15 protein-coding genes are annotated in these 14139 nt (G+C 67.2%); 3 read left to right on the forward strand and 12 right to left on the reverse strand.

Annotated elements, in window-relative coordinates; all coding sequences use genetic code 11:
- Nucleotides 1-105: 105 nt before the first annotated feature.
- From FHU39_RS10560 to FHU39_RS10595, 8 genes are all read right to left on the reverse strand, one after another.
- Nucleotides 106-1611 carry an SCO6880 family protein gene (locus FHU39_RS10560; protein WP_183320293.1) on the reverse strand — a complete coding sequence of 502 codons (1506 nt, stop codon included), beginning with the start codon at nt 1609-1611 and terminating at the stop codon, nt 106-108.
- 21 nt (nt 1612-1632) lie between these two features.
- Nucleotides 1633-3273, reverse strand: a complete 1641-nt coding sequence (locus FHU39_RS10565; protein WP_183320294.1) for a TrbL/VirB6 family protein — start codon at nt 3271-3273, stop codon at nt 1633-1635.
- Nucleotides 3270-4049, reverse strand: coding sequence for a hypothetical protein (locus FHU39_RS10570; protein ID WP_221185227.1), 780 nt, complete (start codon nt 4047-4049; stop codon nt 3270-3272). The genes FHU39_RS10565 and FHU39_RS10570 overlap by 4 nt, the downstream gene beginning before the upstream one ends.
- Nucleotides 4050-4104: 55 nt before the next feature.
- The gene (locus tag FHU39_RS10575) at nt 4105-4404 is read right to left on the reverse strand and encodes a hypothetical protein (protein WP_221185228.1); all 300 of its coding nucleotides are present in this window, start codon (nt 4402-4404) and stop codon (nt 4105-4107) included.
- Nucleotides 4401-5249 (reverse strand): hypothetical protein, encoded by an 849-nt coding sequence (locus tag FHU39_RS10580; RefSeq protein ID WP_183320296.1) that lies wholly within the window; start codon nt 5247-5249, stop codon nt 4401-4403. Before FHU39_RS10580 ends, FHU39_RS10575 begins: the two co-directional genes overlap by 4 nt.
- Nucleotides 5246-5545 (reverse strand): hypothetical protein, encoded by a 300-nt coding sequence (locus FHU39_RS10585; RefSeq protein WP_183320297.1) that lies wholly within the window; start codon nt 5543-5545, stop codon nt 5246-5248. The genes FHU39_RS10580 and FHU39_RS10585 overlap by 4 nt, the downstream gene beginning before the upstream one ends.
- Complete coding sequence (locus FHU39_RS10590) at nt 5542-6342, reverse strand: hypothetical protein (protein WP_183320298.1); 801 nt, start codon at nt 6340-6342, stop codon at nt 5542-5544. The genes FHU39_RS10585 and FHU39_RS10590 overlap by 4 nt, the downstream gene beginning before the upstream one ends.
- Before the next feature lie 411 nt (nt 6343-6753).
- On the reverse strand, nt 6754-7074 hold the full coding sequence (locus FHU39_RS10595; protein ID WP_183320299.1) for a serine/threonine-protein kinase: 321 nt from the start codon (nt 7072-7074) through the stop codon (nt 6754-6756).
- Nucleotides 7075-7345: 271 nt separating this feature from the next.
- On the opposite strand from FHU39_RS10595, the gene FHU39_RS10600 reads away from it, so the two are divergent.
- Together FHU39_RS10600 and FHU39_RS10605 are read left to right on the forward strand one after the other, a co-directional pair.
- On the forward strand, nt 7346-7897 hold the full coding sequence (locus FHU39_RS10600; RefSeq protein ID WP_183320300.1) for a P-loop NTPase family protein: 552 nt from the start codon (nt 7346-7348) through the stop codon (nt 7895-7897).
- Between the two features lie 83 nt (nt 7898-7980).
- The gene (locus FHU39_RS10605; protein ID WP_183320301.1) at nt 7981-8490 is read left to right on the forward strand and encodes a hypothetical protein; all 510 of its coding nucleotides are present in this window, start codon (nt 7981-7983) and stop codon (nt 8488-8490) included.
- Between the two features lie 311 nt (nt 8491-8801).
- On the opposite strand, the gene FHU39_RS10610 is transcribed toward FHU39_RS10605, so the two are convergent.
- The 4 genes from FHU39_RS10610 to FHU39_RS10625 all read right to left on the reverse strand — a co-directional run bounded on the left by FHU39_RS10610 (nt 8802) and on the right by FHU39_RS10625 (nt 12110).
- On the reverse strand, nt 8802-9932 hold the full coding sequence (locus tag FHU39_RS10610; protein WP_183320302.1) for an NAD(P)/FAD-dependent oxidoreductase: 1131 nt from the start codon (nt 9930-9932) through the stop codon (nt 8802-8804).
- 141 nt (nt 9933-10073) lie between these two features.
- Nucleotides 10074-10376 (reverse strand): putative quinol monooxygenase, encoded by a 303-nt coding sequence (locus tag FHU39_RS10615; protein WP_183320303.1) that lies wholly within the window; start codon nt 10374-10376, stop codon nt 10074-10076.
- Nucleotides 10373-10942, reverse strand: coding sequence for a type 1 glutamine amidotransferase domain-containing protein (locus tag FHU39_RS10620; RefSeq protein ID WP_183320304.1), 570 nt, complete (start codon nt 10940-10942; stop codon nt 10373-10375). The genes FHU39_RS10615 and FHU39_RS10620 overlap by 4 nt, the downstream gene beginning before the upstream one ends.
- Before the next feature lies 1 nt (nt 10943).
- Nucleotides 10944-12110 carry a glutathione-independent formaldehyde dehydrogenase gene (locus FHU39_RS10625; RefSeq protein ID WP_183320305.1) on the reverse strand — a complete coding sequence of 389 codons (1167 nt, stop codon included), beginning with the start codon at nt 12108-12110 and terminating at the stop codon, nt 10944-10946.
- Between the two features lie 182 nt (nt 12111-12292).
- Here FHU39_RS10625 and FHU39_RS10630 point away from each other — a divergent pair, with 182 nt between their 5' ends.
- Entirely contained in the window at nt 12293-14089 is a 1797-nt protein-coding gene (locus FHU39_RS10630) for a PucR family transcriptional regulator (protein WP_183320306.1), read from the forward strand.
- Nucleotides 14090-14139 lie beyond the last annotated feature (50 nt).

Below are 14139 nucleotides of genomic sequence, written 5' to 3' on the forward strand. Positions count from 1 at the left end.
CGTTTTTGAGCGTTGCGCCCTTGCCGTATTTGATCCGGCCGAGGCGGCGTTGATCGTGCGGCCGGTGTCGTCGAGCCGAACCGGTCCGCGTGCCAGGTACAGGTCTCATGCATCCCCCTGCCGGGAGAGGCTGATGCCGAGCGGGACGGTCGAGGCGGCGAAGGCCGCGTCCTGGGCGACGTCGAGACGCAGCGGGGCGAACCCTGCTCGGCGGACCGAGGCGTCCAACCGACGCCCGTACTCGCTGATCCGTGCGGTCTTAGGTGCCGTCACGGTGCACACGGCGTACGGGCGGGTCAGGGCGTTGCCGCGGGCGAGTTTGGTGTCCAGGCCGCGGACCTTGGCGGCTTCGTTGCGCTGTCGGGCGCGGGCTTTCACTTTGGCTTTGCTCCGCAGCGCGTCGGCGACGTCGGCCTTCCACTCGGAGTTTCCTTGCTGCCGATCTGCCTTGGCCTGCCGCACGATCGGGTAGCAGACCATGAAGCTGCGTCGTTCCCCCGGTTCGCCGGGAGTCAGCACCGGTGCCAGGGCTCCCATAACGGCGCCCTTGGTCGGCAGCTTGATGGTGCTCGACACTGAGTTCCACGCGTCGTGGCTGTAGTGCCGCATCGCGGCGTCGGCGCCAGAGGGCCCCGCCATTGCCCAGGGGACATCGGTGTTCACGTCCGTGTTGCGTTCTCGGGCTGCCAGGGCATCGACGACGCTTGCCCGATCACCCGGGGCGAACCCGGTGCGGCACGCCAGCGCCAGTTCCGGGGACGTCAGCCAGGCCACGTTGGTCATCGCCATACCGCCGCGCAGCTGCGCCTCAATTTCGGCCATCAGGCTGTACAGGACGCGGCATCGCCCGTCCAACCCTCCGCCGGTCTCCTTGGCTTCGCCCTTCAGCCGCGACTCCGCGACGACGATGGTGCAGAACGCCTCGGTGCGCACGCCTGCTGCGGACAGGCCGGCCTGGAGTTCGTCATTGATCTGTCGCGCCAGCGTTGGCCCGTTGCGGCGGTGTCGTTCGACGTACAGATCTCGCTCGGCACCATCGTCGGGCACCGTGCGAATGAGGAAGATGATCTCTTCGACGAGTTCGGTGCGCATCGCGGTGTCCAGCAGGTCACTGAGCCCCGTCCCCTGCTGGAGCCGTTCGGCCGCCTCTTTCAGGCCGATCCCGGGATGTACGACCGAAGCGGTGACTGCCCACGTCTTGGTGGCGTGATCCTGGATCACGGCGATCCGAGACAGCGATGGGCCCGAAGGCGGGCCGTCGTGGATCTGCACGGCCTGGAGGACTCCGGGCAAGTCGGCGTCGTCGAGGTTGTCGATCTCTCCGGTGACCGCCTTGCTCCGAAATCGTGTCCAGCCCAAGAGCCCGCCGACCGCCGACCGCGTCAGCGCCCCAAACCATCCCACTGCCGAGCGGCCGCGCACCGGCGTCACGGTGACGACGAACAGCACCACCCACAGCAGCGTGAAGAGGCCGAGCGAGGCCCACGCGCCCTTGGACAGGGCCCAGCACGGTGGCAGCACCGCGACGGCGAGAGTCCCGGCCTGCCATCCGGACAGCCCGAAGAACCAGCCGATCCGATCGCGTGAGTAGTCGTTGTAGATCGTTGCCATTTCAGTTCACTCCTTCTTCGCTCACACCGCGACGACAGCCGCTTCGCTGGCGCCGCCTCCTGCTGCTCCGCCGCCGGCGCCACCGGATCCGCCAGGGGCGCCGCCCTTCGGACCGCCGCCGCCCTTCGACCCGCCGCCTTGGCCGCCTTGTTGGCCGCCGCCCTGTTGGCCCCCGCCGTCGCCGCCTGACGGGGACGTATTGGGTGGCATGGGAGGTGTCGGCATCTCGGGTCCCTGCGTGGCTTGCCCGGGGCTGGTCGGGCCCTGTTCGCCGTCGGCGCCTTGCCCGGTGGTCGGGTCGTTCTGGGTCGAACTCGAGGGGTCGTTGGGACCCGCGCCCTGCCCGTTGTCGCCGCCGCCTTCGCCGTCCTTGTGACGGTCCGGGTTCTCGTCCTTGCCGCTATTGCCGCTATTCTGCTGCTGCTTCCCGCCGCTGAAGTCCGGGTAGTAGTTGTTGTGTCCGACACCCATCTGGTTCGTCAGATCGGCACCGATCGCGGCGCCCCGGGTGCCAACGGTCTGCATCGCGCCCAGGCCCTTGCCCGCTGCGCCGCCGATGGCTCCACCGACGCTGCCGAGCATGCCGCCGGCGGACTGGAGCATGCCGCCCTCGGCCTTGTTGAACCGGGACGAAGTGGCGTCCTCGCCGGATGCTTCTCCCTGCGAGGTGCCGTTCTCGTCCGAGCTGGACGCAGCACTGGACCCTGCGTCTTCGGCTCCGCCACCACCGCTGAGGAGCCCTTGCAGTCCGCCCTGGGCGTCGAGGCCGGCGCGGAGCGCGGCTCCCGAGGTGGTGCCCGGGTCGACGAACGCGAGCAGCTTGAAGAGGGCCAGCGGGCAGAACGTGGAGATGAGGATCAACACCACCCCGGGTACGGCGGTGCCGATCGCCTTCTGGGTGGAGTCGGTGAATCCGGTAGCTACGCCGGTGCTCAGCTTCACCCCGAGGCCCAGGACAAGCACCATGATGACGGGCGAGAACGCCGCGGCGATGAACCACCGCAACGATTTCCAGAACCACGGCCGGCCGACGTCCGAGACCAGCCCGGCCGCCGAGATCGGCGTGGTCGTCGACAGGACGAGCAGTGCGCCGGCCCGGGTCAGCATCACCAGCAGGTGTCCGATCGCGGCCAGCCAGAGTAGGCAGCCCATGCCGCCGAGAACGGTGGCGACTGTGCCATCGGTGATCGTCTTGGTGCTGATGTCCTGGAAGGGGCTCCAGGCGGACCAGGAGTCGACCTTCAGCAAGGCCAGCATCAAGGCGCGTTGCAGCCCGCCCGCGGCGGCGAGCACCATGACGGCGCCGCCGACCCAGCAGGACCACACGAGCGTGAATTGGCCGGTGCCCACGAGGGCGGTGGCAATGCTCTTGCCATCGCGCCGGATCGCGGCCACCCCGAGCTGGATCATCAACATCAGCACAACCAGTGATCCCGCGATCCAGAACGTGTACTGGTAGACCTCCGATGCGGCCCCATTTTCGCTCAGATCGGGGATCAGGAACGCGTCCATGATGTTCAGGACCAGCCGCAGCATCCATAGCCCGGCGTTCCAGAGGCCGAGCATCGCCATGGTCCATCCGCCAGTCACGACCTTGCCGGCTTCGCCGGCGAGCCAGCTGAACGGGTTGGGGACATGCGGCCAACCGATTGCGGGGATCACTGGTCGGACCCCTCGTCTGCGCCGGCCCAAGTCCTCCAGCCGGCCTTGTTGCTGATATCGCTACCTGGCCAGGTCGACGGCGCCGGGTACGGAAGGGCTCCGGGTGCGATCATCCAGCGGCCGGTGTGCCACTGCATGCGTTCGCAGTAGCCGTATCCCATCTGGGCGTCCTGGGTGATGGTGGCGTGCACTTTCACCAGCACGCACGCCAAGACCCAGTCCGGTCCGTCGCTGCCTTTGATTTGGGCACCAACAGGGGTGACCACCACGGTGCTCGTGGGGTCGAGTGTGCCGCCCATTTGAGCGTCGCCGAGGAACGTTTGGACGTCCTGGGTCAGTGGCCATTTGGCGACGTTCGGGGCGCCGGACATCGCCCAACCGGCGTGGATGCTGTCGACCTGCCGGATGCTCATGCTTTGCAGTACGACTTGCTCGATGGCGGCCAGTTGGCCGAGCGCGCCCTCCGGAGAGTGCGGGAACCCCGATGGCACTCCCGCCGGCCCCTGTGTGGTGCCCTGCGGGATGTTGACCGTCTTTGCTGCCACGGCGGCCGGCGGCGCTGGTTGCGCTGCGTCCTCGTCGACCGTCAGCATCGGCTCGGCCGCGATCTCGTTGCGGTGAGCAGTGCCGGTGGCGTGCGTGCTGGTATGCGACTTTTTCCCGGTCGAGCCGGAGTCGCCGTGTCCGCCGGACATCGCGGTGGAGATCGCGAAGTAGATCGCAAATCCCAGACCGAGGATCAGAGCAACCCCGGCTGCGACCACGACCCCGAGCACGAACACCAGCCGACGACGGTCCCAGCCAACGGTTCCATCGAGCTGTGCACTCATGTCACACGCAGCCCTTACCGATGACCGCGTTCAGCATTCCGGGCAGCACCAGGTAGGCGATCGCCGCGCCGAACACGACGCAGATGCCGATGATCGACATCTTGCTCGCGTGCGGCATCGAGAAGACGCGGCCGGCGACGATGCCGCCGACGCCGACGAGCATCCCCAAGCCCATGAGAGCGATGACGCCCCACATCACGTAGCCGGTGATGTCGTTCATCGCCCCCGTAGCGCCCTTCGGCGCCTTCGGGCAGACCTTGGCCGCCAGAGCGACCGCGTGCACACTCGTCTCACTCATCATTGCGGTGTTCCTTTCGTGGAGTCGTCCAGCAGGCGCTGGGCGAGTTGGTCAGCTGCCGACAGCAGCGGCTTGGGAAGCGGGCTCAGGGTGAGCCCATCGACGGCCAGGGCGGCCTCTTCGGGGATCTCGAACAGCAGCCCCTGCCGGTCCAAGTCGCGGGTCACGCACCCGGCCGTGTACTCGACGCTCTTGGACCACTTCTTGCGGCGCGGTCCGAGGACCGCGGCGCACGCGTGGTCGTTGCCGAGCAGGTCGAGTGCCCCCTCGAGGCGGCGCATGCCAGGCACGGTGGCGGTGGTGGTCAACACCACGTGCTTGGCATCACGGACGAAGTCGCCGATCCAGCCCGGGGTGGTGAGGACCTGGCCGAGCTCCCACCCGATGTCCAGCACGGTGAGCGTCACGGGCCGGTCGGGGGTCGACGGGTACGGGATCTCTTCGGCGGTCGTCAGGACGTCGATGACCCGTTCGAGCAGCACATGGTCACGGCTACCGCGACACCAGGCGCTTTCGTAGGCGCCCAGTTCCGCGGTGCTCGCGGCAGCCAGACCGGAGGAGGTGACTGACGAGCACTCCACGACACGGGAGCCAGACCCGGCGGCGGTGGCGATCGCGACGGCCAGCGTGGTGGCCCCGGAGGATCCTCCACACCCGAGGACCGGCAGGACGACCTCGGTGAAGTCGGGCTGCCACGGGCGGGTCGCGCGGGCCCGCTGCGGATCGCCGGCGGGCTGCCCTGCGGGCCGTGTGGTGTTAGCCCGGAATTGTCCGGCCTGCACCGCCGACCATGCGCGCTTGAGCTCGTCGACGTAGACGGCGGGCCGCTCGGCAAGCACCTGTGTCATGCGGGCTCACCGCCGAGGGCTGCCCGGCGAAACTCCAGTGCCGCCCGCAGTTCCGGCGCCGACAGGGTCTTGAGCGCGGTCTTAGAGTGCTGCACCTCGTGCAGGCGTGCCATGCAGCCGTCGAGCTGGCGGATGGCTTCTTCTTCGCGCCCGGCGACTTCGAACAAGGCCGCGATGTCTGCGGTGCTGCGTCCAGCCTCGTGCTGGGGTTCTTCTGTCGGGGTTTCCGTCGTCTGGGTCACTGTGATCACCTCGACCGACCTAGGGTGCCGATCGTGGTGCTGGCGGTCACTCATGCCATCGCCTTCCCGTGTCCGCATGCATCGGTCAGGGCGTCGATGCTGCGGCGGGTGCGCCGGCGCAGTGTCCGCACTGAGATCCCCAGCTGGGTGGCAACCTCTTGGTTCAGGCCGTTGGCCATCAGCCCGGCGCCGCTGCGTCCGGTGCGGTTGATCGCTGTGCGGTCGGCCGCCTCGACCAGACACAGCAGCAGCGACCGGTCATCAGGGGTGATGACGTCGTGGTCGCATGCCCACTCCAAAAGTTGGAGGAGCTCCTCGGCGGCCGCTTCGTTCGGGTCGGACGGTCCCTCCATCCAGAACCAACGGGACGGGTCGACCGGGCTGGTGCGGGACCATGTCGGGTCGGTCCGTTCGAGCTGGGAGTGGGCGCCGCACTCGCGCAGTACCCCGGCGCGGGTGTTCAGCAGGATGTTGGCGGAGACCTTGGTCAGCCGGCGCCACGGGAAGGTGCGCACTTCCAGCCACAGCTGTCCGGCGACGACTTGGTCGATTTCACGGGCGAGCGTGCCCAGCCTGTTCGCCAGTGAGCACACCCCCGGCATCAGCGCCCAAGCGAGCGCGGCGGCCGCCGCGAGGTCGTTGCCTCCGTCGGTGGCAGCCAGTTGCGCCAGGCACAGGAGTAGCTGGTCACCTTCCTCGGTGGCGTGCTGCCTCAGCCAGGACCGCATGGTCGTGGCGTCGGTGGCGACGCTCAGCTTCGGATGTTGTTCGCACCAGGTCGGCCACTCCTGGTCGGCCTGCGCCAACAACTCGCTGTTCGGGGTGAGACCAAGGCAGTCTGCAACGCTCATCGCCTGAGCTCCTGTCTGTCGAATCGGACAGACAGAAGGTCCCCAGTGGACGTATCCGGTTACGTGCCTCCAAGCGCGCCGCGGCGAGGGGGAACGCAGGAGGAACGTTGCTTGCTACCGCGCGTTGACCTGCACAAACACCCCGTTCCCCCTTTTCCCAGAATTCTTCGCGCCAGGGGTTGCGCAAGATGCTTGGACGCGCACCGGCGTGCGCTCCCGTTCGTCTCCGGGGTCCTGCGCCGGTAATCCCGCGCGACGAGGATCTCCAAAGTCAACAGAGGCAGACGGCATGGAAGGAATCCGATGCCGCTCGGCGCTGCCAGGAGGCTTTCTCGGCTGCGGCAGCCTCAGCGCCGGCAGCCCGGTGCCGGACGAGTCCGCGCGGCTGGCCTTGTCGTGCCTCCAGCCCGCTCAGGCAGGGGTGTCTGTCGGCCTCGGCTCCAGCTTCTCGACGTCAGCGATGAGGTCGAGCACGGTCTGATACCTCGCGCCGAGGGCGCGGACAGTGCACCGCTTCACGATGTCGCCCACCGGACGGTCCTCGTGGACCAGTGACTCCCTGCCCGCGAAGATGAAGTGCAGGACCCAGCCGATCGAGTAGATCTCGTTCCTGACGTCATAGTCCTTCAATCTCTCCAGCTGCGGGTCGCGGATGGTGCCGCGCACCTCCGTGCCGGTCCGCGTGTAGTCCGACGTCGGCTCCTTGACCAGCCCGAAGTCCGATAATTTCACCAGGGCGGCGCCGCTTGGCTATGTCAAGGTGAAGTGGCCCCACCGCGACGGCCAGAACTGGCCCACCTCAGACCAGCCGCGGGATTGCAAGCCTTGCGGCAGTGTCGGACGTTCCTCTCGGCGTGGCTGTATAGGTGTGCGCAATGGGGCAGTTACTGCGCGTCAGCCCGCGCGGCATATGGTCGTTTGCGGGCCTCGACGACGCTCTGTAACGGGATCGTCCTACGGGGCAGCCGCGATGAGCGAGTGGTCTTAGGTTGGTGGCGTGCCCGTGACCACCGACCCAACGCCTGCGTGCCGCATCCTCATCTATGGAGTCACGGGCAGCGGCAAGAGCACCGCAGCCAAGAACGTTGCAGCGCGCACAGACCTGCCCCTGATCCTCGCCGACGAGCTGACGTGGGAGCCCGGGTGGGTCCCTGTAGCTGAGGATCGCCAACGTGAGCTGTTCGCCGAGGTCGTCGCCGAGGACCGGTGGGTCCCGGACACGGCATATGGGGCGTGGCTCGATCTGGTGTTGCCTCGGGCACAGCTGATCGTTGCGCTGGACGACCCGAGGTGGTTCTCCTTGCAGCGACTGCTGCGTCGGACTCTCCTGCGAGCGATTGACAAGAAGCCCATCTGTAACGGGAACACTCAGTCGTGGCGGGGCCTGTACGCGCAAGACTCGATCGTGCGGTGGCCCTTCGACAGCTTCATCCGCAAGCGTGACCGAATGCGCGCCTGGGCGAACGCGCCGGAAGGACCGCCGGTGCTGCTCGTCAACCGTCCTCAAGACCTGAAGGCGTGCATGTGTCGCTTTCGGTCAGTATCTGGCCGATGAACCATCCCTTGCGAAGACCGTTGACGGGCCGGTGATGGTACCGACCACCGCGCAGCGACGTGGCTACGAACTAACCTCCGTTCATGGTCACCGCCCAGGAGTTCGCGCAGACGTGGCACCGAGTGCTGTTCGAGGAGGACATGACTCAGACGTGGCAGGGAATGACGAAGGAATTCCGCCGGATAGTGGCCCAAGTCGCTTTGGGTAAGGCAAAGACGCGGGGTGAGGACGTCGACTCGACCGTAGAGGCGCTCTCCGAAGCGGTCCCCGCCCATCCGGATGTGCGTGAGTTCTTTAGCGCTGCATGCACGATCCTGCAACGGGCCTGCGGTGCACATCCTGATTCGGTAGGCGCCGGGGTTACTACTCGCGTCGAAGCGCCGGCGTACGAGGTCGTCCGCCTCTACGTCCTCGACGACCTGTCGACCGACGCAGATGGCCACGGATACCTCCCACCCGGCGAGTCGGCGAGAGCGCTCACGCTCATCACGAGCGCCGAGCCGTCCACCTCATGGCAGATGGCCGGCATCGGGAGAGTGATGACCACCGGTTGGCCACCGACAGTGCTTTGGGAGCCGCCGCCAGAGGTATAGGACGCTGCTCGCAGACTTGGCCCCCGCATGCCGATCCTCATGCGGGAACGCTCGGATCGTTTCCCGTTGCTGGCCCACGCGCGATCTCGTGCTGACGGTCTGATCTGATGCCACTCGATCGCAGGCAGAAGGGACTTAGACGTCCGCCTCGGTGGACTTCCGTAGCCGGCTGGCGCCGATCAGCCCGAGGACGAGGAATGCCGCGGCGATGAGCAGCGCCCAACGGGCGGCGTCGGCGAACCCGTCAGATAGCGCGTGGACAGCGCCGGTGGTGTGCGCACCGAGGGGACTGTCGATTCCCTGGGGGGAGCCTATTGCTGTGGCTCACCCAGGCGCGCCCCCTGCTCGAGCTCGGCGGCGAGACCTTCACCTGTCGCGGCTCGGGCGAGAGCGCGCCCCAGCGCAGGTGCCTGCTTGAACAGATTGTGACCGGCCACGAACAGGACAGAGCCTGCCTCCCACACGGCCACGCCGTCCTCGCTCCATGGGAGGTCGGTCACCCAGCAGTGAAGGAAGTCGCGCGGCTCTGGGTGGAGACCGGGCAGCGCCCGTGTCACGTATTCGCGCGCGCGTTCGTCCAGGGATCGAATCGCCGCAGGGTCGATGAACGTTCCGTCGTCGCGGACGCCGACGGTCTCGCTGAGTCCGACCGAATAACTGCTGTTGCCCGGTAACGGCGTCGCGTACACGCCGACTTCGCCGAAGACGCCGCTGCTGTCCTGCAGGCACGCGACTCGTGCCAGAGCGGCGGCTTTCACGTCGAAGGTCAGCCGGACGTGCGCGGCAAGGCGAACCGGCAGCGACAGGCCGACGCTGCGGGCCAGGCGGGCGGTTTCGCGGCCGGCGCACACGACCACCTTGGAGTAGACAGCCCGGTCGGTGACGCTGCGCACCTCGACCGTCCCACCGGCGCGGGGATCGATGGAGATGACCTCTGCGGTGGTGATGGCATCTGCGAGGGTACCCGCGAGTGCCGTGATCGCGGTGCGGGTGCGGATCGCGCCGCCCGACTCGTCGAGCACCGCTGGCCCCGAGTACCCAGCGAGCAGCGGCATCCGTTGGGCGAGCTCGGCTGCATCGATCTCGTACGCTTTCACGCCGCCGACCTGGTCGAGCACCCGCAGCCGCGCCAGGGCGCTGTCGCCGATCGCCACGACACCGTCTGATGAGACCAGCTCGACGTCGAAGTGTTCGGCCCACTCATCCCATACGCCGCGGCTTTCGCGCGCGAAAGCGACGAGTCGCGGGTCGTCGTGGGCATGCCGGAAGATCCGCGACTCGCCTGCGGACTGACCAGTTCCGGGCAGACCGGCCTCGTACAAGCGCACCGGCACGCCCTGCTCCCGCAGCGCGTACGCCGTCGACAGACCGACGATCCCGCCCCCGATCACTGCTACCTCGGGTGAACGCGTCGGGGCAACGTCGTCGTCAGTTCCTGTCATCGCGGTTCCTCGATCTGTTGGTGATGTGCGATGGGCCGCAAGACAAGGGGCCGCTGCCACGACGTCAACGGGCTGTGTCAGCCCGAAGTCACCGCGCGCAGCGACCCCTCATGTCGGGGTCAGTACGCCCGGTCTGTGGTGTCAGGCGGGGAGTTTGGAGTCCAACACGTCGAGCTTCTCGATCGTCGGTTCGGAGAACAACGTGCCGGTCTGCTCGCCGAGAGCTACCGCAACAGGGCCGGACAGGTGGGCGTCACGTCCGGCGTCATCGGGGAACACGTCGAAGATCCCGAACGAGGTCGGCCCGAGGCGGATCGCGAACCACGCGGTGGTCGCCTGCTCGTCCTCGACAAGCGCACGGCCGCTGTCAAGGAACTCCTTCACGTCGTCCTCCTTGCCGGGCAACGCGTCGAACCTGACCAGCAATCCCTTGGTCACACTCATGACTTCTCCTCTTCCTTTGTCGTGGTGCCCGCGAGTTGGGACACGATCGCCTCGGAGAACGCTGGCAGGTCCTCCGGCGAGCGGCTGGTGATGAGATTCGTGTCGACCACGACCTCCTGGTCAACGACGTTCGCGCCGGCATTGCGCAGATCCGTGCGGATGCTCGGGAAGGACGTCAGGGTGCGACCGGTGGCCACGCCGGCCTCGATCAACGTCCACGGCCCGTGACAGATCGCCGCCACTGGCTTGCCGCTCTCGACGAAGTCGCGGACGAAGGAAACGGCGCCCTCGTCGACCCGGAGCTGGTCGGGGTTCACCGTGCCGCCGGGAAGCAGCAGGGCGTCGTAGTCACCTACCGAGGCGTCGGCGACCAGCCCGTCGACGGTGAACGTGCCCGCTTCATCCAGGTCGTTCTTACGGGCCTTGATCTCGCCGTCGTGGATCGAGAGGATCTCGGTCTGAGCGCCCGCGCGGTCCAGTACTTCGCGGGGTTGCTCGAGCTCAACGCGTTCGACGCCGTCGGCGGCGAGGATCGCGACCCTCTTGCCCTGAAGATCTGCTGCCATGTCAGTTTGCCTCCTTCTCGTGTGACATGCCGGGCTTGATGACGACCTTGGTCCAGCCCTCGGACCTGGAGTCGAAGTTCCTGTAGGCGTCTGCGGCCTGGTCCAGCGAGATCTCGTGGGAGACGATCCAGGACGGCTTCGCCTTGTCAGCCGCGATGAGGTCTCGCAGCCGGCGGTTGTACTTCTTGACCGGGCACTGACCGTTGCCCATGGTCTGTCCCTTGAACCAGTGGGTGCCGAAGTCGATGGCCGCCTTGCCCTGCTTGGCCAATTCGCCCTTGGCCCCCGGGTCCTCGGGGACGAACACGCCGACGGTGCCGATCCCGCCGGTGAACCGGACCGAGTTGATGAGCATGTTCAAGGTCGCGGCCGGGTCTTCGTTCCCCTGCGGGTCGTGGGCCTGGTAGCCGACACACTCGCAGCCACGGTCGGCTCCGAGCCCCATGGTCTCGTCCAGCACAGCCTGCACGGGGTCGACCTTGGAGTCGTCGATGGCGATCGCTCCGATCTGCTCGGCCAGCGCGAGCCGGTCGGGGTGGCGATCGACCACCATGACCTTCGCGGCGCCCTTGATCGTCGCGGACAGGGCGGCCATCAGTCCCACGGGGCCGGCCCCGGCGATCACGACGCTGTCGCCCGGGATCACGCCAGCCATCTCGGTGGCGTGGTAACCGGTGGGGAAGATGTCGGAGAGCATGACGTAGTCGTTCTCCTTGTCCTGCGCGTCTTCACCCAGGCGCAGCGCGTTGTGGTCGCCGAAGGGCACCCGGAGCAGTTCTGCCTGCCCGCCGCCGTACGGGCCCATTTCGGCGAAGCCGTAGGCCGCACCGGCGGCCGATGGGTCAGGTTGCGTCGTCAGGCAGTAGTTCGTGAGCCCGCGCTCGCAGTTCTTGCAGAACCCGCACGAGATGTTGAAGGGCAGCACGACCCGGTCGCCCACCTTGATCTTCTCCACTCCCGTGCCGATCTCCACCACCTCTCCCATGTTTTCGTGGCCGAACGTCCGGCCCTTCTCGAAGGAGGTCCGCCCCTCGTACATGTGCAGGTCCGAGCCGCAGATGTTGGTCGTTGTGATCTTGACGAGCACATCGGTGGGCCGTTCGATCTCGGCGTCCGGAACGTCCGTGACCGCGACATCCTTGGGTCCATGATAGACGACAGCCTTCATGGCGAATCTCCAATCGTTGTGTCGGTGACTCCGAGCAGTCCACGCTCGTCGCCGACCACCAAGAAGTCATGAGCGCACCAGGCCAAAGTCCCGGGGCATGATTTGGTCTGAGTGCACAACTCCCCGCGGGTGGGTGCGCTGGGCAAGGGGTACGGTGAGCGCGACGCTGCCCCCGAGAGTTGATGAGGACCGATGAGCTATCACGGACTCGGACTGGATCCCGGGATACATCCGTGCTGCATGTACCGAGGCGTCGCCGCTCAGCGCGACGACCTGTGGGGTCCCTACGGCACAGGGGGATCCCGGGCGGGCCGGCCAGGGATCACGAGATGACCGTCTGCGAGCCCGCCACAACCGGAACCGTGGTGCCAACCGGCGAGCTGGATCTGCGGCGTGCCCTCACCGGCCTCGATGGGCTGCTGGTGATGTCCATGGCGATGATGCAACGTCACGACGTGGACGAGGTCATCAACGTCCTGAAGCGTGAGGTCGAGTCGGTGACCGGCTGCCAGTTGGTTCACGTCACCTTCCAGCGGGACCGGGAGTGGATCACCCTGCCCCCCGGGGAGCCAACGAAGCCGGCGGAACCGAGCCCCTCAACCGGTGAACGGGTATTCGTGCAGGACAACGGCGACTCCTGGACGTCGACGACGGCTGTGGCGGTCTTGAACGGCGCCCCGGGCCGACTGGTCCTTCGCAGCTTCGCCCGGCCCGACCCCGAACAACTGTTCGTCATCGAACGGTTGGGCGATTTCCTCGGGACGGCGCTCGCGGACGCGCAGGTGCACGAGCGCCACCGCCGACGCGCCCACGAACTCGATGCAGCCAATAACGAGATGGCGCGCACCGTCGCGGCGCTGCAGCACCGTGAGGGGGTGCTTGAGGAGTTCGCCCGACTGTCCACGACCGGGACTGAGCTCGACGTGGCCACCTCACTCAGCCGGCTCACTGGCTCCGCTGTCGTGCTGCGGGACAGATTCGGGCACGAGACGACCCGGATCACGGTCGCCGGTCGGTACCAACCGCTCCTCGAGCGAACCTCGCTCGAGGAGGTCATCGGCGGACGCCCCGAACTCGGCACGATCGAACTGGAGGTGCCACCGGACAAAGACCGAGACGACGCATCATTCGCTCTGCGGTACGCGGGCGTCGCACTGGGGCTGCTGAGGGCGAAGGCCGTAGCGATGAATGAACTGGAGAACCGACTAAGTCGAGACCTCCTCGACGACCTTCTTGAAGGGCTCCCGGCCGACGTTGCCGTGGACCGGGCATCCGCTCAGGGCCACGACCTTGGCGTTTCGCACGACCTGATCGTGTGCGCATGGTCCTCCGAGCGGGGTCACCGCGGGCACGACCGCGACGTCGATCACCTCCGGATGGCCATGGCTCGTCAGCGACTGCCCTGCTTGGTCGTCCGGAGCCGGGGACTGGTCGTCGCCCTCGCCCATCGAGGTGTCGACATGGGCCGCTTGTTCAACGATGTGTCGCGCGCCTACGGCGACACCAACGGTGTGATCGCCAAGGGGGAGCCGGCCAACTCGCCGGAACAGATCCCACGTGCGTATGAGCAAGCCCAACGAGCACTCAGGGCTCGTCAGCAGTCCCACGATCCGTATGGCTTCATTGCCTACGCCGACTTGGGAGTAGACCGGCTGCTCGCCCTCGACGGCAACGCTGAGGAAGTCGAGCGCCTCATCAGGGACTGGCTCGGCGACCTATTGAGCTACGACCGTCGCCACGGCACGGAGCTCGTCCCCACGCTAGCGGCCTACCTTGACCACGGGGGCAAGTACGCCGACACGTCAACGACGCTCACCATCCACCGCAACACACTGCGCTACCGAATCAGCCGCATCACCGAGATCTCGGGCCACGACCTCAACGACGTCGAGGCACAACTCAACCTCCACCTGGCGACACGCGCGTGGCGACTGCGCCGTGCCTCCGTCGGCGAGCCCCTGCGAAACGCCGTCCGGTGAGATAGTCCCAAACCGTAGTTGCGAGAGTCTGCGCGGCGATGGCACTGGAC

Source organism: Flexivirga oryzae (assembly GCF_014190805.1).
Taxonomy (GTDB): Bacteria; Actinomycetota; Actinomycetes; order Actinomycetales; family Dermatophilaceae; genus Flexivirga; species Flexivirga oryzae.

Excerpts from the sequence above, each read along its gene's own strand:
- FHU39_RS10575 (WP_221185228.1), bottom strand. The coding sequence starts at position 4,404 with ATGATGAGTGAGACGAGTGTGCACGCGGTCGCTCTGGCGGCCAAGGTC.
- FHU39_RS10630 (WP_183320306.1), top strand. The coding sequence starts at position 12,293 with ATGAGGACCGATGAGCTATCACGGACTCGGACTGGATCCCGGGATACA.
- FHU39_RS10620 (WP_183320304.1), bottom strand. The coding sequence starts at position 10,942 with ATGGCAGCAGATCTTCAGGGCAAGAGGGTCGCGATCCTCGCCGCCGAC.
- FHU39_RS10580 (WP_183320296.1), bottom strand. The coding sequence starts at position 5,249 with ATGACACAGGTGCTTGCCGAGCGGCCCGCCGTCTACGTCGACGAGCTC.
- FHU39_RS10590 (WP_183320298.1), bottom strand. The coding sequence starts at position 6,342 with ATGAGCGTTGCAGACTGCCTTGGTCTCACCCCGAACAGCGAGTTGTTG.
- FHU39_RS10560 (WP_183320293.1), bottom strand. The coding sequence starts at position 1,611 with ATGGCAACGATCTACAACGACTACTCACGCGATCGGATCGGCTGGTTC.
- FHU39_RS10605 (WP_183320301.1), top strand. The coding sequence starts at position 7,981 with ATGGTCACCGCCCAGGAGTTCGCGCAGACGTGGCACCGAGTGCTGTTC.
- FHU39_RS10610 (WP_183320302.1), bottom strand. The coding sequence starts at position 9,932 with ATGACAGGAACTGACGACGACGTTGCCCCGACGCGTTCACCCGAGGTA.
- FHU39_RS10625 (WP_183320305.1), bottom strand. The coding sequence starts at position 12,110 with ATGAAGGCTGTCGTCTATCATGGACCCAAGGATGTCGCGGTCACGGAC.
- FHU39_RS10615 (WP_183320303.1), bottom strand. The coding sequence starts at position 10,376 with ATGAGTGTGACCAAGGGATTGCTGGTCAGGTTCGACGCGTTGCCCGGC.
- FHU39_RS10585 (WP_183320297.1), bottom strand. The coding sequence starts at position 5,545 with ATGAGTGACCGCCAGCACCACGATCGGCACCCTAGGTCGGTCGAGGTG.